This window comes from Klebsiella sp. JB_Kp042, from assembly GCF_040065275.1.
In the GTDB taxonomy this organism is placed as follows: Bacteria; Pseudomonadota; Gammaproteobacteria; order Enterobacterales; family Enterobacteriaceae; genus Klebsiella; species Klebsiella quasipneumoniae.
The window spans coordinates 214,596-237,685 of record NZ_JBEAJL010000026.1 but is presented as its reverse complement, the minus strand read 5'-3'; the positions used below and the strand labels follow the sequence as shown (position 1 = coordinate 237,685).

Below are 23,090 nucleotides of genomic sequence, written 5' to 3'. Positions count from 1 at the left end.
GATATACTCCGCGCCCAGGATGCAGGCACCGGTGTGCGCTGCTTTACAACTTTTGCTTAAAGCCCCGTCGGGCTTGCCAACGAACTATTGTCGCCATGAAGTTTATCATTAAATTGTTCCCGGAAATCACCATCAAAAGCCAATCTGTGCGGTTGCGCTTCATTAAAATCTTAACCGGGAACATTCGTAACGTTCTCAAAAACTATGACGAGACGCTGGCCGTGGTTCGTCATTGGGATCATATCGAAGTTCGCGCGAAAGATGAAAATCAGCGCCCGGCTATTCGCGATGCGCTGACCCGTATTCCCGGCATCCACCATATTCTGGAAGTCGAAGACGTACCGTTCACCTCGCTGCACGATATTTTTGAGCAGACGCTGCCGCTGTGGCGCGAGGCGCTGGAAGGCAAAACCTTCTGCGTGCGGGTGAAGCGTCGCGGCAAACATGAATTCACCTCAATTGAGGTGGAGCGCTACGTTGGCGGCGGCCTGAATCAGCATATTGAAACGGCGCGCGTGAAGCTGACCGACCCGGACGTCACCGTCAATCTTGAGATTGAAAACGATCGCCTGCTGCTGGTGAAAGGCCGCTATGAAGGTATCGGCGGCTTCCCGATCGGCACGCAGGAAGATGTGCTGTCGCTGATTTCCGGCGGCTTTGACTCCGGCGTCTCCAGCTACATGTTGATGCGCCGCGGCTGCCGTGTGCACTACTGCTTCTTTAACCTTGGCGGCGCCGCCCATGAGATTGGCGTCCGCCAGGTCGCGCATTATCTGTGGAACCGCTTCGGCAGCTCGCACCGCGTTCGCTTTGTGGCGATTAACTTTGAGCCGGTGGTCGGCGAAATCCTCGAAAAAGTGGATGATGGTCAGATGGGCGTGGTGCTCAAGCGCATGATGGTCCGCGCCGCGTCAAAGGTCGCCGAACGCTACGGCGTGCAGGCGCTGGTCACCGGCGAAGCGCTGGGCCAGGTCTCCAGTCAGACCCTCACCAACCTGCGCCTTATCGACAACGTCTCCGATACCCTGATCCTGCGTCCGCTGATTTCGCACGATAAAGAGCACATCATCGACCTGGCCCGCGAGATCGGCACGGAAGATTTCGCCCGCACCATGCCGGAGTACTGCGGCGTGATCTCCAAAAGCCCGACCGTGAAGGCGGTGAAGGCGAAGATTGAAGCGGAAGAAGAACACTTCGATTTCAGCATCCTCGATAAAGTGGTGGAAGAGGCGAGCAATATCGATATCCGCGAAATCGCCCAGCAGACGGAAGAGACGGTGGTGGAAGTGGAAACCGTGACCGGCTTTGGCGCCAACGATGCGATCCTCGATATTCGCTCCATCGACGAGCAGGAAGACAAGCCGCTGAAGGTCGAGGGGGTTGAGGTCGTTTCCCTGCCGTTCTATAAGCTGAGCACCAAATTTGGCGATCTTGATCAGAGCAAAACCTGGCTGCTGTGGTGCGAACGCGGGGTGATGAGCCGTCTGCAGGCGCTTTATCTGCGCGAGCAGGGTTTCAGCAACGTAAAAGTTTATCGCCCGTAACAGGTTGTTATGATGCAAAAGGCCTTCCCTGATGGAAGGCCTTTTTACTATTGGCAGGGGCGTGTATTAGCGCAGGGTCAGCGCCAGGTCATTCAGCTGATCGATGACAATATTCCAGCCCTCGAAAAATCCCATCTGCTCATGCTGCTCGCGGGTTTCATCGTCGGCATGCAGCACCGTGGCCGTATAGCGACACCCGCCCTGTTCATCGGCAAAGGTGATGATGGCCGTCATCGCGAAGGGGGAAACGGCGGGACGATAATCCGCCGTCAGCATCGAGGTCATGACGATTTTTTGTTGCGGGATAACCTCAAGAAAACAGCCGGGGTTATCGCTGCGTTCACCGTCAGGGCCGTGCATCACGGTGTGAAAGGCCCCGCCGGCGCGAAAATCAAAGGCCAGCACCTCGGTTTGCCAGGGCTTCGGGCACCACCAGGTTTTGAGTAATGCCGGGTCGGCCCACGCGCGCCACAGGGCAGGGACGGGCGCGCTGAGCAGGCGGCTGATAACAAGATCGCGAGAATCGGTTGCGCTTCGGGACATGCTACGACTCCTCAGGAAAAGGGGGAGCCAGTCCGCGGCGCGGACCGGCTATCAGGCTTCGTAGTAATTATAGATGCCGGCGGCCATCACCAGCTGCGAGGCGACCTCATACGCTTTCTCGCGCCCCACCAGCAGATCGATCATTTTCAGGGCGAAATCAATCGATGTTCCCGGCGCCTGGCTGGTTAACAGATTCACCCGTGGATCCCAGACCACCCGTTTATCCTGCCACTGATCGGCGGGGATATGATCCTTCAGCGCCGGAAAACCGGTCATGTTGCCGATCGGGAACAGCTGATGGGGCACCAGCACGGTCGCCGGGGCGGCACAGATGGCGGCCACAATGCGCCCGGAGAGATGGAACTGTCGGACGGTTTCCACCAGCAACGGGCTGTCGCGGAAGCACTCTGCGCCCTTGATACCGCCCGGGAGGACGATGATATCGAAATCGCCATCGGCCACCTCGACCAGCGGGGCATCCGCCAGCAGTTTGACGCCGCGCGAGCAGAGGATGGTCAGATTGCCGTCGCTGGCGACGCTGGCGGTGGTCACTTTGACTCCGCCGCGGACCAGCAGGTCGATGGTGGTGACCGCTTCGGTCTCTTCGCTACCAGGGGCGAGGCAAATCAGTGCCGACGCGCTCATATTCATTCTCCTTACGCTTGACCAGTTCAAATAAGCGGGCGTTTTCCGGTACGGCAACGCCGTGGGCGCGGGCGCGGTTGAGCAGAAAACCGGTGATATAGTCGATCTCCGTGTGCCGCTGGGCGCGAACGTCCTGCAGCATGGATGAGATATTTTCTGCCGTACTTTCAATCACCTGTTCGACATAAAATAGCAGGTTTTCCGCCGAGGTATGAATACCTTCGCGCTCCATCACTGCCGCCACCTCGCGACAAATGGCCGCAACTTCCTGCGGATAGTCGCGCAGATCGCCGTTTTTACATCCTTTTAGCGCGGTCAGGGGGTTAATCACGCAGTTAACCGCCAGCTTGCGCCAGGTGGCCGAGAAGATATTGTTGTGCCAGGCGACATCCGGCAGCACGCTCTGCAGCACTTCAGCGAGGTAGCTGTAGTCCTCTTCGTAGCTTTTCGCCGGCCCGATATGCGTGGTGCCCTGGGCGACGTGGATGATGACATTCCCGTCGCGGCGCGCCGCCTGGGTGGTGGAGGCCAGCAGCAACGGCTGTTTCACGCTGCGCAGCTCCTCGACGGTTCCCATGCCGTTATGCACCAGCACAATCGGCGTGGTGACCGGCAGGATCGCGGCCAGGTGCTTCACCGCGTTTGAAACCTGCCAGGCTTTTAAGGTGACAATCAGCAGCTCGCTGCTGGCAAGGAAATCGGGGTCGTTGGCCGTCAGCGACTCGTTGAACACCGAGCCGTCGGTTTCAATGACGTTGACGCTACAGAATGGCTGCGGTACGCGTAGCCAGCCCTGGACTTCATGTCCCTGTTTGCACAACGCGGTCAGCCATAGTTGTCCCAGTGCACCGCATCCCAGTACGGTTACTTTCATTGTTCCTCCTCATCTGCCGCTACCCCAGGCGCTGATGGCTAAAGTATATCTCGTCGCTTTTCGCATCGTCGGACGGAAAGGGGGTTTCGGCGTCGTCGGGCAGCATGGGGAAAATAGCGCGAGCGTTGCGTAATCAGCTAAGCTTCCGGGATAACAAGTTGAGTTATGCCGCGTTGCAGGTATTATGCAACGCAAAAGAAACGGAAGGAGAGGAAAAGATGCCATCTTTCGATATTGTCTCTGAAGTTGATCTTCAGGAAGCCCGTAACGCGGTGGACAACGCGAGCCGCGAAGTCGAGTCGCGTTTTGATTTTCGTGGCGTTGAAGCCACGTTTGAATTAAACGACGCCAACAAGACCATTAAAGTGCTGAGCGAGTCTGACTTCCAGGTGAATCAGCTGCTGGATATCCTGCGCGCCAAGCTGCTCAAGCGCGGCATTGAAGGCACCTCCCTCGACGTGCCGGAAGATATCGTACACAGCGGTAAAACCTGGTTTGTTGAAGCGAAGCTGAAACAGGGCATTGAAAGCGCGGTGCAGAAGAAGATCGTTAAACTGATCAAAGACAGCAAGCTGAAAGTGCAGGCCCAGATTCAGGGCGAAGAGATCCGCGTGACCGGTAAGTCCCGCGACGATCTGCAGTCGGTGATGGCGCTGGTGCGCGGTGGCGATCTGGGACAACCGTTCCAGTTCAAAAACTTCCGCGACTAAGGCGGCAGACTGACAGCAAAAAGCGGGGAATTCCCCGCTTTTTTTATACCCCTTTGATGAGCTGCTCTATCTCGAAGCGGTTGGTGACCTTGCTGTCGATTTTGATATACACCGAACGCTCCTCGGGCACCACCAGCGCCTGATGAACCCCGCTGGCGCTGAGCAGACGCGCCTGCAGCGCGCTGTCGACCACCACGCCGTCCGGTACCTCCACCCGCAGACTGCTGACGTAGGGCGGCTCGCTCATGGTGCTGGCCACCAGCAGCCACAGCATCGCCAGCAGCGCGCCCAGCAGAAACACGGTCTGTGAATCAAAGAAACCATCGACCCAGCCGCCAAGGGCGCCGCCAATCGCCACCCCGAGGAACTGGCTGGTGGAGTAGACGCCCATCGCGGTGCCTTTATAGCCCGCCGGCGACTCTTTGCTAATCAATGACGGCAGTAGCGCTTCCAGCAGGTTAAACGCCAGGAAGAAGAGCTGAACGCCCGCTACCAGCTCCCAAAAGTAGCCTCCGGCGCCCCAGAGGACAATTTCCGCAATCAGCAGGATGGCCACGCAGAGCAAAAAGACGCGCTTCATCTTGCGCTTCACTTCGGCGTAGATAATAAACGGCACCACCGAGATGAAGGAGATAACCATGGTGACCAGGTAAATCTTCCAGTGCTCGGCGGCCGGGAAGCCGGCAGCCTCCAGCTGTCCGGGCAGCGCGACAAACGTGGACATCAGCATGATGTGCAGGCACATGATGCCAAAGTTGAGCTTCAGCAGGCGCGGCTCCGCCAGCACCTTGCTAAAGCAGCCCTTCACCATCCCGGATTCGCGGTTAAGCACATGATTCTGGCTGTTGGGAACCACCCACAGGGTGAGCAGGATGCCGACGGTCGCCAGGATGGCAATCATCCAGAACAGGGCGTGCAGGCCCAGCTGATGGGTAATAATCGGCCCCAGCACCATGGCGATAGCGAAAGTGACGCCGAAGCTGACGCCAATAAACGCCATCGCTTTGGTGCGGTTCTGTTCACGGGTGAGATCGGAGAGCAGGGCCATGACCGCGGCGGCGATGGCGCCGGAGCCCTGCAGGGCGCGGCCAAGAATGATGCCCCAAATGGAGTCGGTGAGCGCGGCGATGACGCTGCCGAGCACGAAGATAAGCAGGCCGCCGACGATCAACGGCTTGCGGCCAATACGGTCAGATAACAGTCCGAAGGGGATCTGGAACACCGCCTGCGCCAGACCGTAGATGCCGATCGCCAGGCCAATCAGCGCTTCACTGGCGCCCTGCAATGCCATGCCATACGTGGTCAGAACCGGCAGGACCATAAACATGCCAAGCATGCGCAGGGAGAATACCGTCCCCAAACCCCAGGTCGCGCGCAGTTCCCCTGGCGTCATTTTGTTATCGTTCATTACCACCTCAATATAAAAACTGCGCCTAGTGTAGCGGCGGGGGTAAGAAGCGTAAATAAATGTTTGTTTAACAGATATTACGGGGCTGTTGCGTGATGCGACAAGTTGGTAAAAATCAATATACCAGTGGAGGGGGACTCCACTGGCGAGGGGGAAAATTAAGGTAAAGTAAAGTCAACCCACTGGCTGCCGGCATCAGCCGATTTGACGCACTGCTCGACCCAGTAGACGCCGTGCAGCCCGGCTTCGACGTCCGGATACCAGAAGTCTTGCAGGAAGGCGCGATCGTCACGGTCCGTGGCGTCAATCGCCTGCGCATAGCGGCGATAGAGATTGGCCCAGGCTTCAAACAGCCCTTCCGGGTGGCCGCCGCCGATGCGATCGTCCGCCAGCGCGTTTGCGCTCAGGTAGGGCATCCCGCGTTCCAGAATGCGCGCCGGCTCGCCCTGCACCTCATAGCTGAGCTGGTTAGGATGCTCATCCCACCATTCGATACTCGCCTTTTCGCCGACGATGCGCACTTTTTGCGAGTGCATGGCGCCGCTGTTCACCGCGCTGGTCCACATCGAGCCAACCGCGCCGTTGTCATACTCCATCAGGACAAAGGCGTTATCTTCCAGCGGCGCGCGGGAGGTGACAAAGCTCTGGCGGGAGCACATCAGCCGTTTGATATTGAGCTGCGGCGCCATGGTTTCGGCGACAAACAGCGGATGGGTGGCCAGATCCCCCAGCACATAGCTGGGCCCGGCGAACTTCGGCGTTACGCGCCAGCGGGTGGATTCTGCCTGCAGCTCGACGGCCTGGTTATGAAAGCCGTGGGCGAACTGCATATTGACGATGCGGATCTCGCCGAGCAGCCCATCGGCAATCATCTGCCGCGCCTGCTGGATCATCTGATAGCCGGCGTAGCCGTAGGTGACGCCGACGATTTTGTTCTGTTTTTTGCTCAGGTCCACCAGCTCGCGCGCCTCTTCGGCGGTAAAGCAGAGGGGCTTTTCACAGATGACGTGGAGGCCCGCTTCCAGCGCCGCTTTGGTGATGGCGAAATGGGTATTGTTCGGGGTGGTGACCGAGACGACCTCGATCCCGTCAGGACGGCGGGCTTCTTCACGAAACAGGGTCTGGTAGTCGGCGTAGCAGCGCTCCGGCGCGATGCCCAGCTGCTCACCAAACGCGCGCCCGCGCTCGGCATCAACGTCAAGCGCGCCGGCCAGCAGGATGTAAACATTGTCACGCAGCGCCGCACAGCGGTGGCTGTAGCCGATCTGGCTGGTTCCCCCGCCGCCGACCATGCCCCAACGCAGGGAACGGGATAAGGGTTTCAGACCGTTTAACATGGTGCTCTCCTTTTTGAAATCATTCGCACTCTGAGGCGCTCAATGCCGACGCCTGCGGCAACGCGCATCCGGATAAACTGACCTAAACTTAAGGAAATGTTTGTTCTGTTTCAATTGTTATGTGGAATTTATTTTTCATATATGCGAAGGGGATCGAATAAGCAGAAGTTTATTTTCTGCTGGCTTGAAAAGAGGAGAGGGGAAACAACGGCAATGGGTGCAGGCCGGACGGTTGTGGAGTACTTTTCGTTACACGGCAAGATGAAATAAATGTTCTTTTTAGCCGCAGCGCGCGGTGCAATCCGCAGATTGCACCGGAGGAAGGATACCGCATTACGCTCCGCGCACAGACGCGGGGGCTGGCGAAGCGGCGGGAGGATTACCCGCGGCGAAGATGCCTTTCGCCGCCAGGCCTGCGACGGTGAGGGCAGCCGGGATGCCGAGGATCAAAAAGACGCTTTCGAAGGGCAGGTTGAGCGCCATCATCTCAGCGCCGGCAAAGGCGCTGAGGATCGCGCCGATCCGCCCGACGCCGTGCATCCAGCTGGAGCCGGTCGCCCGCGCCTGCGTGGGGTAGTAACGGGCGGAGAGGGCGTTCATGCCCGTATTGGCGCCGTTCAGGCAGGCGCCGCTGATAAACGCCAGCATACAGAGCAAGGCAAAGCTGCCCGCGGCGTAGCCCATCGCCATGGTAAACAGGCCGCCGACGGCGTAGATCATTCCCAGCGCGCGATGGGGATTGATGCGGTCCATCAGCCAGCCGGCAAACAGCGAGCCGAGTGTGCCTCCCGCCTGGTAGATCGCCGTCATCACGGCCGCCTGGCTGACGGTAAGCCCGACCTCCTTAACCAGCGTTGGCAGCCAGCTGCCGAGAATATAGACCAGGAACAGCCCCATAAAGTAGACCAGCCATAGCATCAACGAGCCAAAGCCGTACTGGCGGGAGAGCACAATGCGCATCGCGTTGCCGGCCGCCGGCTGCGCCGGCAGGATAAACGTCACGTTGTCGCTGATTTGTCCGGGATAAAGACGATTAAGGATGGCGCGAATGCGCGCCGCTGGCGCTTGTTTGATCACCAGAAAACGAACCGATTCCGGCAGCCGCCAGATAAGCAGGGGGGCAAACAGCAGCGGCAGAATGCCGCCGAGCGCCATCAGCGAGTGCCAGCCAAACTGCGGGATCAGCCATGATGCGGTGAATCCTCCGGCCGCCGCGCCGAAGGTGAAGCCGCAGAAGATGACGGTAATAATAAATGAGCGCTGGCGTTCCGGGGCGTATTCCGACACCAGCGTCCCGATGTTCGGCATCGCGGCGCCCAGTCCAAGGCCGGTCATAAAGCGGAAGAACATCATCTGCTCAATGTTGTGCGAGAAGGCGGTGGCGATGGTCCAGAAGCCGAAGAAGAAGACGCTGTTGATGATGATCTTTTTGCGTCCCAGCCAGTCGGCGAGCGGGCCAGAGAAAATAGCGCCCAGCGCGAGGCCGATCAGGGCGGCGCTGATCACCAGGCCCAGCTGGTGGTTGCTTACCCCCCACTCCAGCTTCAGCGTCGGGGCGATAAAGCCCATGATCGCGATATCAAACCCATCGAGAGCGATAACGCAAAAGCCGAGAAAAATAATCTGCTTTTGAAAGCGGCTCAGCGGGTTACGGTTAATTAACTCTCTGACATCCAGGCGTTGAGTCTGTGTCATAGCGGATTCCTTATGCGCAGGAGCGCAGGTAGGGCTGCGCGGCATTGAACAGTAATTGCGCCCGCTGGAGGGGCGGCAGGGCGCCCTGCTCGCCGTCGAGCGGCACCTCGAGGGAGACCGGCAGCATCGCCGGCAGAGCCGACATCAGACCGTGCAGATCCAAACCGCCTTCCCCCGGCACGTTGCGCGCTGAGCGGGCCTGGCGGATGAGCTCCTGCTCGCTTTCCGGCCGCTGCGCCGCGCCATCGCAGAGCTGCATATAGTTCAGATGATGCGCGGGCAGGCTGGAGAGGGCGGCGAGCGATTCTCCCGCGCGCCAGAAATGAAGGGCGTCCACCAGGATGCCGATATCCTCCCGCCCGCTGGCGGCGATCAGCGCCTGCGCATCGGCGATCGTGCGCAGCTGGGTCCAGGGCATTGGCTCAAGGTTCATGGTCAGGCCAAACGGGCGGCCGGCCGCGGCGAGAGTGGCCAGGTTGTCGGCGCTGCGCTGCAGGTTGTCGTCATTCCCGGCGACTAACACCTGCCCGGCGCCAAGCCGCGCGGCGGTCTCCATAAAGCGCTGCAGCCGATCGTCGAGGGTAAACCCCGGGCTCAGGCGGACGATCTCCACGTCCGAGACGCGGATGCCGGTTTCCATCAGCGCGGCCAGGGTCGCGCGGACGGCGGGGGTATCGCCCAGCATATCGTAGTCCGGGTCGGCGGGGGTGGCGGGCAGCAGCCGCAGACCCACGTGGGTAAAACCGGTTCTGGCCGCTATCCGCACCTGTTCGGGGGGAGAGACATCGAGCAGGCTCAGCGCGGCGAGCGATAGGGTACGCATGTTCATAAATGGCTCCGGTTCAGTTGCAGGTGAAGTTAGCCAGGGGTATTGCCGTCCCTGGTTTTTATTGCTTTGTTTTTATTGTGTTTTCTGCCAGTTTTTTGCCCACCAGGTAGCCGAAGGTCATCGCCGGCCCGAGGGTGATCCCTCCGCTGGGGTAATAGCCGCGCATCACGCTCGACATGTCGTTGCCGATGGCGAACAGGCCCGGTATCGGCTGCTGCTGCCCGTCCAGCACCCGAGCGTGTTCGTCGGTTTGCAATCCGCTGAAGGTGCCCAGTGAGCCGGGCAGAATGCGCACCGCGAAGAACGGCCCTTCGCGCAGCGGTCCGAGCGTCACCTGATGGTCACCCTGCGCGCGGTTATAGGCCGATGCGCCGCGGTGAAAATCGACGTCTTCACCGGTGCTGGCGAAGTGATTAAAGCGTTCAACGGTTTCCGCCAGCGCATCGGTATCGATGGCGCACCGTTTCGCCAGCTCGGCCAGGGTGTTTCCTCGCAGCAGATAGCCGGTACGCAGCCAGGCGGTAGGGGTGAACGGGAAGGGCCTGGCGTGGCCCAGGCCATAGCGGCGCAGCGCGCGCCGATCGGCCAGCAGCCAGGCCTGCGGCGTGTCGCCCACGGGCGTCGCCGCCAGCAGGGCGGCGATAAAGTCGTGATAGGAGTCGGCCTCGTTAACAAAGCGTTTGCCGTTAGGCAGGACGGCGATCACCCCGGGCTTGGCTCGCTCCACCAGATGGGGAAACATCAGCTGCTGGCCGCTGGCGAGGGTGACGCGGGACACCGGCGCCCAGGCCAGCGGGTGGCGCAGGCGGGTATCGAACTGGCCGCCGACGGATTCGCCAAGACGGATCCCCTCGCCCTGATTGTCAGGCGGCGCGGCGGAGAAATGGCCGTAGCCCTCCGCGGCGTGAGGCACCACTTGCGCCAGGCGCTGCCGATCGTGGGGAAAACCGCCGCAGGCCAGCACCACGGCGCCCGCTTCGACGTGCATCTCCCCGTCATCGCTGCGCAGCACCGCGCCGGACACGCCCTGCGGCCCCTGCAGCAGCCGAACCGCAGGCGCATTGAGTTGAAAGCGCACTCCGGCGTCGAGGGCGGATCGCAGCAGACGGGCGACCAGCGCATTGCCATTGACCAGATGCTGCCCCCGTCCGGCGCGCAGCCGCTGCCAGCCGTGGCGCAGCAGGCGGCGGGCGGCATACAGCGCGGAGCGCGGCGAGCGGGTGGCGTTAAAAAAATGCGCCATGTCCGCGCCGCCGGCGATGCCCATCCCGGCCAGGCTGATGGTCTCCAGCGGCGGCCGCAGTCGGTGGAGCCAGTCGCCGAGCAGGCGGCCATCGTAGGGCTGAGCGGTGACCGACCGCCCACCGTTCGCCGCGCCCGGCGACGCGTGAAAGTCCGGCATGGCGCTGCCCGACAGAAACTTCACCGCCGTCCGCTGATGAAAAAAATCCACCATTTCCGGCCCGTGACGGAGGAAAGTCTGCAGGCGAACGTCGGCGGCTTCGCCCCCCATCTCATGCTGCAGATAGGTCAGCGGAGCATCGGCCGCTTCGTCGATGCCCTCCGCCCGCGCCAGCGGGTTGCGGGGGATCCACAGCCAGCCGCCGGACCAGGCGCTGGTTCCGCCGAGCACTGACGCTTTCTCCGCCACCATGACGCTGGCGCCGTGCATTGCCGCGGTGACCGCGGCAGAGAGTCCCGCCGCGCCGGAGCCGACCACCAGCATATCCACCTTCACAGGCCCGCTCATGATGGACTCCTTACTGCAATGGTGAAAAAGCGGTGGGGCGCATCAGCACCGACTCGAGGCGCTCCACGGCGGCCAGTTCGCGATTTTTCCGCGAGAAGGTCTGCCAGCGCTCGTCCTGGGCCATCCGCGCGCGGCGTACCAGGCGATCGTCCAGGCTTTCGTAAGCCCAGATGTGCACTACCTGATTGACCACGCCGATCTCGGTAAAAAAGAAGCCGATCAGTTTGCCGAGATGGTCAGTTTGCACCGCCAGGGCATCGCTTTGGTACAGCGCCAGCCAGTCGGCCATTTTCAGCGGATTGATGGTGTAGGTGCGTTTTTCGTAGATCATGATGTTTTCCTGATTAGTGGGTGGCGGGTTGCGCCAGATGGCAGGCGGCGAGGTAGCCAAACGTCAGCCCCGGGCCAAGGGTGATGCCGGGACCCGGGTAGGTGCCGGCCATCAGCGAATCCATGTCGTTTCCCACCGCGTACAGCCCCGCGATAGGCTTTCCTTCGGCGTTGACGACCTGGGCATCGGCGGTGGTGACCAGACCCCGGGAAGTCCCCAGATCGCCGGTATAGAGTTTGATGGCATAGAAAGGCGCGCTGAGCAGGGGAGCGTTGCAGGCGTCAGGGTGATGGCCCGGATCGCCCATCGCCCGGTTATAGCTGTTGCCGCCTTTGGCAAACTCACGGTCCACGCCCTGCGCGGCGTCACGATTGTAGCGGGCGACCGTCTCGCTCAGGGCGTGGGCATCCAGCCCAAGCTGCTGCGCCAGCGCGGCCAGGGTGTCGGCTTTGTGCAGATAGCCGGCGGCGATCAGGGCGTCATTGTTCACCGGCGCCGGGCGCGCCAGCCCGAGGCCGTAACGCTTCATCGCCTGGGCGTCGCACAGTAAAAAGCAGGGGGCATTCTCCGCAGCACGCTGCATCGCGCCGGCAAAATGGTGATAGGAGCTGGACTCATTAACGAAGCGTACCGCCCGCTGATTGACGGCAATCACGCCCGGCTTGGCCCGGTCAGTCACCAGGTGGGGGAAGCGCTCCTCGCTGCCGTCGGCCCGGGTCAGCACCGATACCGGCGCCCAGAAAAAGTTGGATGCCCGATCGGCTCCCTCGCGAGCGTTAAGCGCCGCCGCGAGACGCAGCGCAGCGCCATCATTGGCCGGCGGCGACATGGTGAAGTGCTCTCGGGTGTCAGGCCGATAGCGCGCCGCCAGCGCGCCAGCGGCAAAACCGCCTGCGGCCAGCACCACTCCGCGCCGGGCGTGCAGCGTCTCTCTTTGCCCCTGACACTCGATCTCTACCCCGGTGACCGCGCCTTGCGCTTCGCGCAGCGCCAGAACATTGACATTCAGCCGCAGGCTCATGCCTTTACGCAGCGCCGTGGTCGCCATGCGGGCAATCAGCGCATTGCCCATCGCCAGGCGGGTGCCGCGAGGGTATGTCACCCGGTCGCGGGCGTAGCGCAGCAGCAGTCGGGTGCAATGGGCCAGGGAGCGCAGCGAGCGACGCATATCGAGAAAATGTTGAATGTCGACGCGGTTGACCATCATTCCGCCAAACAGCAGCATCCCCGGCGGCGGCGAACGCAGGTCGCGAAACGCGTCCCCCAGTTCACGGCCGTCATACTCCACCACCTCCAGCGCCCGACCGACGTCGACGGCGCCGGGCTCATCCGGATAGTAATCAGGTGAGAGTGGGCGCAGGCTATATTTCACCGCCCCCTCGCGCTCCAGAAAGGCGAGGGCCTCTCGCCCGGCGCTGATAAACGCCTCGGCGATATCTTCGCGGTAGTGGGCCTCGCCGATAATGGTTCGCAGATAGGTTTTGATCGCTTCGGCGCTACCGCTTTTGCCCGCGGCGCGCGCCTGGTCAGTATCGTGCAGCCACACGGCGCCGCCAGAGATGGCCGAGGTGCCGCCGAACTGACCGGCTTTCTCCAACATCAGCACCGACAGCCCTTTGCAGCTGGCGGTGACCGCGGCGGCAAAGCCAGCGGCGCCGCTGCCGATGACGATCACGTCCCAGCTCTTCATGCCGCCGCTCCCTGCGCCGGCGGGATGGCGCCGATAAACTGGCCCATCAGCGTCATCTGCGCCAGCGCCATTTCCGGCCCGGTCTGTACCCGGCAGCCGCGGGCGGCGGCGAAGGTGAGCAACGGCGTCATCACCGGGGCGGTGACAACGTCAGCCACGTGGGTGGCGCTGTCGAGGGTCTCCAGCAGCGCCTGCGGCAGGGGCAGCGCATCAAATCCGGCCATGCCGGCCGGCGAGCCGTTGACCAGCAGATCGACGCCGTGCAGGGTGTCCGGCAGCGCGCTCAGTCGCACCGCCGGAAAGGCTTCAGCCAGAAGGTCGTGCAGGCGTTGCCGGGTGGCGGGGTTTTGATCGTGCAGAGCCAGCTGACGGAGCCCCGCCTCGCACAATCCCCAGGCGATGGCGCTGCCGACGCCGCCGCAACCGGAGAGCAGCGCCTGCTTACCCGCCGGCTGAAAACCCTGTGCCTCGGCGGCGAGCAGAAAGCCGACGCCGTCCAGCATATCGCCCTGTAACCGGCCATCCGCCAGCTTGCGGATCACATTGATGGCGTTGAGTCGGCGGGCGCGCGGCGTAAGCTCGTCGACCAGCGCGGCGGCGCGTTGTTTATGCGGCACCGTCACCAGCACGCCGCTCATGTTCTGCCAGCCGCGCAGGGCGTTGAGGTAGGCGGCCACCGCGTCCGGGGCGATATCCACCGGGATCATGACGCTGTCCATGTGCTGTTCGGCAAAGTAGCGGTTGAAGTTATCCGGTGATTTCACCTGGGCGATCGGATGACCAATCACGGCGACAACCTGGGTAGTTCCACTGACCATTGCAAACCTCATTTGTTAAATGAATGTTGTGAAAGTATTTCAGTGGAAGCTGGGAGCGACAACGCAGAATTCGGACATGTCGGTTGTTAATCGCACGATCGCTGCGATAATCGCAGGAAATCGATAATGATGTTGCAAAAATGTGAGCGAATATGCAAAACACCATTCATCCTCGCGATCTGATCGTCGGTTTACAAAAAGGGTTGGCGCTCATCCAGCTTTTTTCTAAAACCTGCCCAAAGCTCACCGTCGCTCAGGCGGCGAAAATGAGCGGCCTGACGCAAAGCGCGGCACGACGTTTTCTGTTGACGCTGCTGCATGAGCGCTATGTGCAAACCGATGGGAGCTATTACTGGCTTACCCCGAAGACTCTGCGGCTTGGTCAGGCCTACGTCGATTCGGCGCAGTTTCCCCGCATGGTGCGGCCGATTGTCGAATACATCGCCAGCCGGACCGAGGAGCACGCCTCGGTCGGGGTGGTGGATGAAGATGAACTGGTCTATATCGCCCGCAGCCGTCACACGCCATTTAACTCCACGTCGGTTCGGCTTGGGGAGCGGGTGCCCATCTTTTGTACCGCCGGGGGACGGTTATGGCTGGCTTCGCTGTCGGAAGCAGAGTGTGAAGCGGTTCTACAGCGCATTACCCGGGAACAACGCACGCCCTATACGGTGACCGACGTCGCGTCGTTGATGGAGAAGATTGCCCAGGTGCGGCGTCAGGGGTATGCCACTATCGAGCAGGAGTTTGAGATTGGTATGCTGGTGCTGGCGGTACCGTTAACCGACAGGGAAGGGACCTGGTGGGGAGCGTTAAGTCTGACCAGTCATCAATCGCGGACTTCGCTGGACGCGTTATGCCGCGACCACCTTGATCTGCTCTATAGCGCGCAGGCGATGCTGGTGGGTTAAACAGGGCAGCCGATGCGCTGCCCTCGGCGAGACGTCGTTTAGGCTGACGCTTTGTTGAGGAAGCTGCTCCAGTCGCTGGCGGCGTTATCGACAAAGGTGTTCCAGCTGGTGCCGGCGGTATTGACGAAGCTACCCCAGTTTTCCTTACCGGTGGTCACAAAGGTTTCCCAGTTTGTCTGACCGGTCAGGAAGGAACCAAACGCCATCGCGCTGTCGCCAACGAATGAGGCGAAGGCGGTACCGGAGGTGAGGACAAACGAGGTGAAGCCGACGGCAGAGTTGGCGACAAAGCTGGCGAAGCCGTTGGCCGCGCCGAACAGGTTAAAGCCGCCGGAGATGTACTCCATTTCGTTCAGTGTTAATTCTTTCATTGCGATTCCTTGTAGTGAATATTTCCCAAACGGGTGTAAACCCGAGGCGAAAAGTAGCATCGCGGGCGCGTGCGGCGCGAGCGATACCCGGTTAGCACAAGCTCATTTTTTCCTCATTTTTTGGGCGTGAGATAGCGAAACCGATGCGGGGGAGGGGAGGGGAAGTATGAAATGAGAAAGGAACCAATTTGAAACAGAAAAGAAAAAGCCCCGTCAAAACGGGGCTTTATATCGTACTGGAGAGCGAGATTATCTCACGTAAGCCAGCAGGCTATGTGAATCCGGCACCATAAAGTCAACGGACATCATCACGGACAGCGCAGTGATGGCGACGATGGAAAAGACGAACAGCTTGCGCGCCCAGACTTTGTCATCTGCCACTTTGTAGCCACGCAGCGCCATGCCCAGCCACCAGACGCTGACCGCTGCCGCCACGACCAGGTATTTATACCCGGCGTAGCCGCCCAGCGAGAGCATCAGGGTCGCAACGGCAAAGGCGACGATGTACAGCGTAATATGGTTTTTGGCGACCGAAATGCCTTTCACCACCGGCAGCACCGGAATATTCGCCGCCTGATAATCCTTAAAGCGGAAAATCGCGATGGCGTAGGAGTGAGGCATCTGCCACAGGCTAAAGATAGCCAGCAGGATCGCCGCACCGCTGTCGAAATCACCGGTGACCGCGCAGTAGCCAATCACCGGCGGCGCTGCGCCGGAGAGTGAGCCAATCAGCGTGCCGTAGACAGAGTGGCGTTTCATGTACAGGCTGTAGACGCCGACATAAACCACGAACCCCATCACCCCCAGCCAGCAGGCCAGCGGATTTGCGCCGAACCACAGCAGCATAAAGCCAGCAATACCCAGCAAGGTGGCGTACACCAGCGAAGCTTCTGGCGAGATCAGCCCTTTGACCAGCACCCGGTTTTTCGTCCGTTCCATCTTACGATCGATGTCCCGGTCGATGTAGTTGTTGAATACACAACCCGAGGCGACCACCAGGGATACTCCAAGGAGCGTCCAGACGAACAGCGGATAGTCGATGTGGCCTTTGGAGGCCAGCAGGAAACCGCCGATCACGGAGATCAGGTTGCCAAAAATAATGCCTGGTTTCGTAACTTGCAGGTATTGCTTAAACATACTCGCCGCTCTTAGTGCATCATCATGTTGTAGTTCAGGTTCCACATAATCCAGATGGAGCCGACAACCACGATCGCAATGATGATTACGGTGAAGATAAATGCGGTCAGGTTCCAGCCTTCATCGGACTTGCTGTTCATATGCAGGAAGTACACGAGGTGTACCACGATCTGCACCACAGCGGTCACCAGAATGGTGCCAAGGATAACCGCATGCGAGGCGGAGCCACTCATCACCATGGCGAACGGAATGACCGTCAGGATGATGGACAGGATAAATCCTGTCATGTAGCTCTTCACGCTGCCGTGAGAAGCGCCGCTATGATCGGTAGAATGACTCATTACATCGCCCCCATCAGATAGACAACCGAGAACACGCAGATCCACACGACGTCCAGGAAGTGCCAGAACAGGCTCAGGCACAGGATACGCGTGCGGTTAGTGCTGGTCAGGCCACGACGTGAAACCTGGAACATCAGCACCGCCATCCAGATAAGGCCAGAGGTCACGTGCAGACCGTGGGTGCCGACCAGCGCGAAGAACGCGGACAGGAAGCCACTACGATCCGGACCAAAGCCTTCCATGATCAGGTGATGGAATTCATAGATTTCCATCCCGATAAATCCGGCGCCAAACAGCCAGGTCAACGCCAGCCAGGAAACCACCTGGCTCTTGTTGTTTTTGTACATGGCGATAGCCGCCATGCCGTAGGTGATGGAGCTGAACAGCAGCAGTGCGGTTTCAACCAGAACGAACGGCAGTTCGAAAATATCTTTGCCAGTCGGTCCGCCGGCCGTGCCGTTCACCAGAACGGCATAGGTAGCAAACAGCGTAGCGAAGATAATGCAGTCGCTCATCAGGTAGATCCAGAAACCGAATACCTTCATCGGTCCTGTATCATGGTGCCCGTGTTCATGCGCGTGGGCAGTATGCGCAAGAGTATCAGTTGCCATTTTTCAGCCCTGCTTTGTTAATCTCATCGAAATGCTGTTTTTCCAGTTTTTCGACTTCTGCAACCGGTACGTAGTAATCCACGTCCTCGTCAAAGCTCTTAATAATCCAGGTCGCTACGATGCCGATGAAGCTGGCGATCGCCATCCACCAGATATGCCAGATCATGGCGAAACCAAATACCGTCGCGAAGGCGGCAATGACGATGCCGGCGCCGCTGTTTTTCGGCATATGAATTTCTTCATAGTGAGCAGGCTGTTTGTACGCTTCACCTTTCTCTTTCATTTCCCAGAAGGCGTCACGCTCGTGAACCTGAGGAACGATAGCGAAGTTGTAGAACGGCGGTGGAGAAGAGGTTGCCCACTCCAGCGTACGGCCACCCCACGGGTCACCGGTCAGGTCACGGTTCTGATCGCGGTCGCGAATAGAGACGTAGAACTGAATCAGCTGGCACAGGATACCGCAAGCGATCAGCGCCGCACCGCAAGCTGCAACAACCAGCATCGGGTGGAACTGCGGATCGATCTGCTGGCTCAGACGACGGGTCATACCCATGAAGCCCAGCACGTACAGCGGCATAAACGCCACGAAGAAGCCGATGATCCAGAACCAGAAAGCGCGTTTGCCCCAGGTTTCGTTCAGGGTGAAGCCAAAGGCTTTCGGCCACCAGTAGGTCAGACCTGCGAAGCAACCGAATACCACGCCGCCGATGATAACGTTATGGAAGTGCGCGATCAGGAACAGGCTGTTGTGCAGAACGAAGTCCGCGCCCGGTACCGCCAGCAGCACGCCGGTCATCCCACCTACGGAGAAGGTTACGATAAAGCCGATAGTCCACATCATCGCCGAGTTGAAGACGATGCGACCCTGATACATGGTGAACAGCCAGTTGAAGATCTTAACCCCGGTCGGGATCGCGATAATCATGGTGGTAATACCGAAGAAGGCGTTTACGTTCGCGCCGGCACCCATGGTGAAGAAGTGGTGCAGCCAAACGATGAACGACAGAACGGTAATACAGACGGTTGCCCACACCAGAGAGGTGTAACCGAACAGACGCTTACGCGAGAAGGTCGCGGCGATTTCGGAGAAGACCCCGAACACCGGCAGAACCAGGATGTACACTTCCGGGTGACCCCAGGCCCAAATCAGGTTGATGTACATCATCATGTTGCCACCCATATCGTTGGTAAAGAAATGGGTGCCCAGGTAACGATCCAGGGTCAGCAGCGCGATGGTGACGGTCAGAATTGGGAAAGAGGCGATAATCAGGATGTTAGCGCACAGAGATGCCCAGGAGAATACCGGCATCTTGAACATGGTCATGCCCGGGGCGCGCATCTTGATAATGGTCACGAAGAAGTTAATACCGGTCAGGGTAGTACCGATACCGGAGAGCTGCAGCGCCCAAATCCAGTAGTCGACCCCTACGCCAGGACTGTACTCAATTCCCGACAGCGGCGGATAGGCCAGCCAACCGGTCTGCGCGAACTCACCGACGCCCAGAGACAGGTTAACCAGAATCACGCCCACAACGGTGAACCAGAAGCTCAGGTTGTTGAGGAACGGGAAGGCTACGTCGCGTGCGCCGAGCTGAAGCGGAACCACCAGGTTCATCAGACCGATAACGAACGGCATCGCCACGAAGAAGATCATGATAACGCCGTGGGCGGTAAAGATCTGATCGTAGTGATGAGGCGGCAGGAAGCCTGCTTCCCCGGCCGAGGCCAGCACCTGCTGGCTACGCATCATGATGGCGTCAGCAAAGCCACGCAGCAGCATGACGATTGCCACGATAACGTACATGATACCGAGACGTTTGTGGTCGACAGAGGTCAGCCACTCGTTCCATAGGTAGGACCACTTACCGAAGTAAGTGATGGCCGCCAGAAGCGCCAGTCCCCCAATGATAATCGCAGCCACCGTTACCACGATAATAGGTTCGTGGTAGGGCACTGCATCCAGTGTAAGTTTTCCGAACATCGTTTTCTTCCTCGGCCCCTTAGTGAGCGGTTTCCGCGTGGCTCATGTCCATGCCTTCCATCCCGTCGTGAGCGGCATGCTCGCCTTCAGGTTTGGACATGTTCATGCTCTCGTGAGACATGAATTTGTTCACAACATCTTTGAACAGATCCGGCTTCACGTTAGAGAAGTATTCCACTTTGTTATATTCGCTAGGCACAGCCACTTTCTCGAACGCGGCCATAGAGTCCATAGCGTTCGGAGACTGTTTCGCTTTTTCAACCCACTGATCGAAAGTTGCACGATCCGGGGTAGCAATCGCTTTGAACTTCATACCAGAGAAGCCCGGGCCACTGTAGCTAGCGGAGATACCGTCATAAGTACCAGCTTCGTCAGCAATGAGGTGCAGCTGAGTCTGCATCCCGGCCATTGCGTAGATCTGGCTGCCTAAGCGCGGAATAAAGAACGAGTTCATCACCGAGTTAGAGGTCACTTTGAAGTGTACCGGTACGTTCGCCGGGAAGGCGATTTCGTTAACGGTAGCAATACCCTGTTCCGGATAGATAAAGAACCATTTCCAGTCCATCGATACGACTTCGATGGTGATTGGTTTCTCGTCATGGACAAGCGGTTTGCTTGGCTCCAGTGCGTGAGTGGTTTTCCAGGTCAGAACGGCCAGGAACAGGATGATCAGAATAGGTACCGTCCAGACCACAGCTTCCACTTTATTGGAGTGTGACCAGTTCGGGCTATACTTCGCATCTTTATTGCTCGCGCGATACTTCCAGGCAAATCCTACTGCCATCAAGACGGCGGGAATAACGACAATCATCATCAGGCCGAAGGCCGTCAGAATCAAAGAGCGTTGCTCCAGTCCAATCTGTCCTTTTGGGTCAAGGAGTGCAGAATCACAACCACTGAGTAATACAGTACCTGCGATTAATGACATCCATCCCAAACTTTTATTGTATTTCCTGAGTCTCATTGAACGACCTCAATTCCACGGGATCTGGTGGCGTTTAAAGTGTACGGGCATTTTACGGTAAGGTTGCATTACTGTAAACATGATTGGATCTCTGTCAGTTCTGTGTTAGCGGCTTCTGCTTGCTTTGTCACATATGTTACGTAGTGTTACGTAATCGCTTGCAAAGCCTGATTTTCGTGGGATCGATAACGAAAGGGATAAGAAAAGGAGTGCTTAGCGGCGAATGGGCATAACCACCCAAAAATTAGAACAATTGTTTAACATTTAATTATCAAATAAAAGACATTGTGGAAACGTAAAATAAAATCGGCTTAGCTGAATCGGTTAAATTATTTAAAGAATCGAATAAAAACTGTCAATAATTTCCAGAAAACAAAAACGCACAAAACAACAAATAGCGCGGCGGGCAATATAAAAGCGTTAATAAGCCGTTATAATTACGTTTCGTAATTACAACGGCTAATAATGATGCAGCGTCCTTAAATCAGGTGGGTTTTACGCAGCGCCAGGTAGTCGAGCAGGCCGCCGAGCAAAATACCGCCAACGGCCGTCAGCGCGGCAACCTCCAGCAGGCCGGACAGGAAGCTGAACGACGTATAATCCAGCGCGTTGAGGATCAGCAGACCCAGCCATACCGCCAGCAGCAGGCAGCCCAGCGTCAGGATCCCCAGCGCCAGCGCATAGGCCTGCGGATATTCGCTACGCGGTATAAAGCTTGCCGTGCGTTGGGTATGCTCGAGCGTTTGCCGGCACAGCAGCAGCAGCGCGATCCCCGGCACCGCCGCGACCACAGAGAAGAGATAGAAGGTGGACCAGCCGTGGGCCTCGACGAACCAGCCGGCAATCGGCCCGACGTACACGCGGCCAACCGCGGACAGCGCCGAGAGCAGCGCGAACTGGGTGGCGGAGAACGACTTGTTGCACAGCGTCATCAGCAGCGCCACAAACGCCGCCGTGCCCATTCCCCCGCACAGGTTCTCAAAGAATACCGCGGTCGCCATGGAATAGAGGTGCTTATCGGTAATCGACAGCAGCCAGTAGCCGGCGTTGGAGACCCCCTGCAGCAGACCGAAGATCAGCAGCGCCCGGAACAGCGTCAGCCGCTGCATCAGGACGCCGCCGTACAGGGCGCCGAGAATGGTGGCGAACAGGCCTAAGGTTTTGTTCACCATCCCCACTTCACCGGCGTCAAAACCGACGCCGCGGATGAGAAAGGTGGTGGTCAGGCTCATGGCAAACGCATCGCCAAGCTTATAAAGAACGATGAGCAACAGAATAAGCCAGGCGTTGTTGCGGCCGAAAAAATCGCGCAGCGGTGCAACCACCGCCTGCTCCAGCGATCGGGGAACCGGGATGACGTCGCTCGGCTCGGGCGCCAGCAGCGTGGCGATGATGCAGGGCACCAGCAGCGCCGCCATCAGCCAGTACATCCCCTGCCAGCCGAGATAGCGGTCGGCGAGCCACAGGGCCAGACCGCCGGAGACCAGCATCCCGAGGCGATAGCCCAGCACGCTGATCGCGGCGCCGGCGCCGCGCTCTTCCGCCGGCAGAACGTCGGTTTTCCAGGCGTCAAAGACAATGTCCTGCGACGCTGAACAGAAGGCGATCACCACCGCCAGCGCCGCCATCCAGCGCAGCTGGGAGACGGGTTCAAGAAAGCCCATCGCCGCGATGGCCAACAGGAGCAGGATCTGGGTGGTGACCAGCCAGCCGCGACGTCGGCCGAGAAACGGCGGCGTGTAGCGGTCCATCAGCGGGGACCAGAGAAATTTAAAGACATAGGCCTGGCCGACCAGCGAGAAAAAACCGATCGTTTTCAGATCGATATTTTCCACCGTCATCCAGGCCTGCAGGGTACCGGAGGTGAGGGCCAGCGGCAGACCGGAGGCGAAGCCGAGGATCAGCAAAATCGCTGATTTAGGCTGCTGAAAAATGCGTAAGTAGTGACTGGACATAGCATAAAGCACGAACCCGGCGGAGGCCGGGTTCGTGGTGGCATTAACGCGCGTTTTGCTTGATGAAATCGTGGATGCTGGTGTCCTGCGCCATATCGGCGATGGTATCGGTCAGGACGCTGTTGACGGCATCAGCGATGTTTTTGTTCGAGGCCTGGAAGGCGCCTTCAACCGAGTAGCTGGCGCGGTAGTTTTTGGTCATCTTCGTGCCGTTTGCTGCGGTGGCGATGATGGCGATATCGGCTTTGGTGGCGATGTTGTAGCGCACGTTGCCCTGGGAGACGTCAGCGTAAAGTTTGTTGACGATGATCTGCAGATCGACTGCGCCGTTCGGGCCAATCATATAGCCGCGCGCGGTCATTTGTTTCTCCAGCACTTCCTGCAGCAGGAAGCGCAGGTCGCGGGAGGCGGTGAGGGTGACCTGTTGGTTGTCGCGCGTCACTTTCGCCAGCGCCTGGTCCGGACGCTGGTCGGCGCCGTTGATGCTGACGGTCACGCCCATCAGGCTCGGATCCTGCTGCGGCAGCGTGATTTTCGGCGATACTTCAATGGTGGTCGGCGGCGTGGCGCATCCTGCCAGCATAAACATGGCGACCAACGGGAAAAGGATCTTCTTAAGCATGTTCAGGTCTCAACGCATGGTGT

22 protein-coding genes are annotated in these 23,090 nt (G+C 59.1%); 3 read left to right on the top strand and 19 right to left on the bottom strand.

All coding sequences use genetic code 11. The features are described 5' to 3' along the window. The first annotated feature begins 95 nt into the window (after nt 1-95). Nucleotides 96-1,544: a tRNA uracil 4-sulfurtransferase ThiI gene (gene thiI / locus ABLV54_RS09445; RefSeq protein ID WP_004151340.1), complete on the top strand. Its 1,449-nt coding sequence runs from the start codon at nt 96-98 to the stop codon at nt 1,542-1,544. Between the two features lie 66 nt (nt 1,545-1,610). Here thiI and ABLV54_RS09440 read toward each other — a convergent pair whose 3' ends face one another. Genes ABLV54_RS09440 through panE form a run of 3 tightly spaced genes read right to left on the bottom strand, consistent with a single transcriptional unit; the run spans nt 1,611 to nt 3,606 of the window. Beyond that, complete coding sequence (locus ABLV54_RS09440) at nt 1,611-2,087, bottom strand: SRPBCC family protein (protein WP_023288600.1); 477 nt, start codon at nt 2,085-2,087, stop codon at nt 1,611-1,613. A 51-nt stretch (nt 2,088-2,138) separates the two neighbouring features. Beyond that, on the bottom strand, nt 2,139-2,732 hold the full coding sequence (yajL, locus tag ABLV54_RS09435; protein WP_050533094.1) for a protein deglycase YajL: 594 nt from the start codon (nt 2,730-2,732) through the stop codon (nt 2,139-2,141). Further along, complete coding sequence (gene panE, locus ABLV54_RS09430) at nt 2,695-3,606, bottom strand: 2-dehydropantoate 2-reductase (protein WP_023288602.1); 912 nt, start codon at nt 3,604-3,606, stop codon at nt 2,695-2,697. The genes yajL and panE overlap by 38 nt, the downstream gene beginning before the upstream one ends. Before the next feature lie 218 nt (nt 3,607-3,824). Here panE and ABLV54_RS09425 point away from each other — a divergent pair, with 218 nt between their 5' ends. After that, nucleotides 3,825-4,316 carry a YajQ family cyclic di-GMP-binding protein gene (locus tag ABLV54_RS09425; protein WP_002891465.1) on the top strand — a complete coding sequence of 164 codons (492 nt, stop codon included), beginning with the start codon at nt 3,825-3,827 and terminating at the stop codon, nt 4,314-4,316. 43 nt (nt 4,317-4,359) lie between these two features. Here the strand turns inward: ABLV54_RS09425 and ABLV54_RS09420 are convergent, their stop codons facing one another. The 8 genes from ABLV54_RS09420 to ABLV54_RS09385 form a co-directional block, all read right to left on the bottom strand. Then, nucleotides 4,360-5,724 carry an MFS transporter gene (locus ABLV54_RS09420; RefSeq protein WP_023288603.1) on the bottom strand — a complete coding sequence of 455 codons (1,365 nt, stop codon included), beginning with the start codon at nt 5,722-5,724 and terminating at the stop codon, nt 4,360-4,362. Nucleotides 5,725-5,882: 158 nt separating this feature from the next. Next, nucleotides 5,883-7,061, bottom strand: a complete 1,179-nt coding sequence (locus tag ABLV54_RS09415) for a Gfo/Idh/MocA family oxidoreductase (RefSeq protein WP_050533092.1) — start codon at nt 7,059-7,061, stop codon at nt 5,883-5,885. A 333-nt stretch (nt 7,062-7,394) separates the two neighbouring features. After that, a complete protein-coding gene (locus ABLV54_RS09410) occupies nt 7,395-8,756 on the bottom strand; it encodes an aromatic acid/H+ symport family MFS transporter (RefSeq protein ID WP_017898923.1) in 1,362 nt (453 codons plus the stop codon). A gap of 10 nt (nt 8,757-8,766) precedes the next feature. Beyond that, nucleotides 8,767-9,585 carry a TIM barrel protein gene (locus ABLV54_RS09405; RefSeq protein WP_050533091.1) on the bottom strand — a complete coding sequence of 273 codons (819 nt, stop codon included), beginning with the start codon at nt 9,583-9,585 and terminating at the stop codon, nt 8,767-8,769. A gap of 58 nt (nt 9,586-9,643) precedes the next feature. Then, the gene (locus ABLV54_RS09400) at nt 9,644-11,335 is read right to left on the bottom strand and encodes an FAD-dependent oxidoreductase (RefSeq protein WP_050533090.1); all 1,692 of its coding nucleotides are present in this window, start codon (nt 11,333-11,335) and stop codon (nt 9,644-9,646) included. Between the two features lie 10 nt (nt 11,336-11,345). After that, nucleotides 11,346-11,666 carry an NIPSNAP family protein gene (locus ABLV54_RS09395; protein ID WP_004204812.1) on the bottom strand — a complete coding sequence of 107 codons (321 nt, stop codon included), beginning with the start codon at nt 11,664-11,666 and terminating at the stop codon, nt 11,346-11,348. A 13-nt stretch (nt 11,667-11,679) separates the two neighbouring features. Next, nucleotides 11,680-13,356, bottom strand: a complete 1,677-nt coding sequence (locus ABLV54_RS09390; protein ID WP_050533089.1) for an FAD-dependent oxidoreductase — start codon at nt 13,354-13,356, stop codon at nt 11,680-11,682. Then, nucleotides 13,353-14,174 (bottom strand): shikimate dehydrogenase, encoded by an 822-nt coding sequence (locus ABLV54_RS09385; RefSeq protein ID WP_044521259.1) that lies wholly within the window; start codon nt 14,172-14,174, stop codon nt 13,353-13,355. The genes ABLV54_RS09390 and ABLV54_RS09385 overlap by 4 nt, the downstream gene beginning before the upstream one ends. 152 nt (nt 14,175-14,326) lie before the next feature. On the opposite strand from ABLV54_RS09385, the gene ABLV54_RS09380 reads away from it, so the two are divergent. Beyond that, nucleotides 14,327-15,085: an IclR family transcriptional regulator C-terminal domain-containing protein gene (locus tag ABLV54_RS09380; RefSeq protein WP_348814014.1), complete on the top strand. Its 759-nt coding sequence runs from the start codon at nt 14,327-14,329 to the stop codon at nt 15,083-15,085. A gap of 38 nt (nt 15,086-15,123) precedes the next feature. Here ABLV54_RS09380 and ABLV54_RS09375 read toward each other — a convergent pair whose 3' ends face one another. The 8 genes from ABLV54_RS09375 to ABLV54_RS09340 all read right to left on the bottom strand — a co-directional run bounded on the left by ABLV54_RS09375 (nt 15,124) and on the right by ABLV54_RS09340 (nt 23,067). Continuing rightward, on the bottom strand, nt 15,124-15,456 hold the full coding sequence (locus ABLV54_RS09375) for a hypothetical protein (RefSeq protein WP_023288611.1): 333 nt from the start codon (nt 15,454-15,456) through the stop codon (nt 15,124-15,126). Between the two features lie 249 nt (nt 15,457-15,705). Then, entirely contained in the window at nt 15,706-16,593 is an 888-nt protein-coding gene (cyoE, locus tag ABLV54_RS09370; protein ID WP_002891629.1) for a heme o synthase, read from the bottom strand. An 11-nt stretch (nt 16,594-16,604) separates the two neighbouring features. After that, a complete protein-coding gene (locus ABLV54_RS09365; RefSeq protein ID WP_002891634.1) occupies nt 16,605-16,934 on the bottom strand; it encodes a cytochrome o ubiquinol oxidase subunit IV in 330 nt (109 codons plus the stop codon). Next, complete coding sequence (locus ABLV54_RS09360) at nt 16,934-17,545, bottom strand: cytochrome o ubiquinol oxidase subunit III (RefSeq protein WP_002891635.1); 612 nt, start codon at nt 17,543-17,545, stop codon at nt 16,934-16,936. Before ABLV54_RS09360 ends, ABLV54_RS09365 begins: the two co-directional genes overlap by 1 nt. Beyond that, on the bottom strand, nt 17,535-19,526 hold the full coding sequence (cyoB, locus tag ABLV54_RS09355) for a cytochrome o ubiquinol oxidase subunit I (RefSeq protein ID WP_004204804.1): 1,992 nt from the start codon (nt 19,524-19,526) through the stop codon (nt 17,535-17,537). Before cyoB ends, ABLV54_RS09360 begins: the two co-directional genes overlap by 11 nt. A gap of 19 nt (nt 19,527-19,545) precedes the next feature. Next, complete coding sequence (cyoA, locus tag ABLV54_RS09350; RefSeq protein ID WP_004204802.1) at nt 19,546-20,490, bottom strand: cytochrome o ubiquinol oxidase subunit II; 945 nt, start codon at nt 20,488-20,490, stop codon at nt 19,546-19,548. 479 nt (nt 20,491-20,969) lie between these two features. Further along, on the bottom strand, nt 20,970-22,445 hold the full coding sequence (ampG, locus tag ABLV54_RS09345; RefSeq protein ID WP_032453853.1) for a muropeptide MFS transporter AmpG: 1,476 nt from the start codon (nt 22,443-22,445) through the stop codon (nt 20,970-20,972). A 43-nt stretch (nt 22,446-22,488) separates the two neighbouring features. Next, complete coding sequence (locus ABLV54_RS09340; protein ID WP_004204800.1) at nt 22,489-23,067, bottom strand: lipoprotein; 579 nt, start codon at nt 23,065-23,067, stop codon at nt 22,489-22,491. Nucleotides 23,068-23,090: the final 23 nt, after the last annotated feature.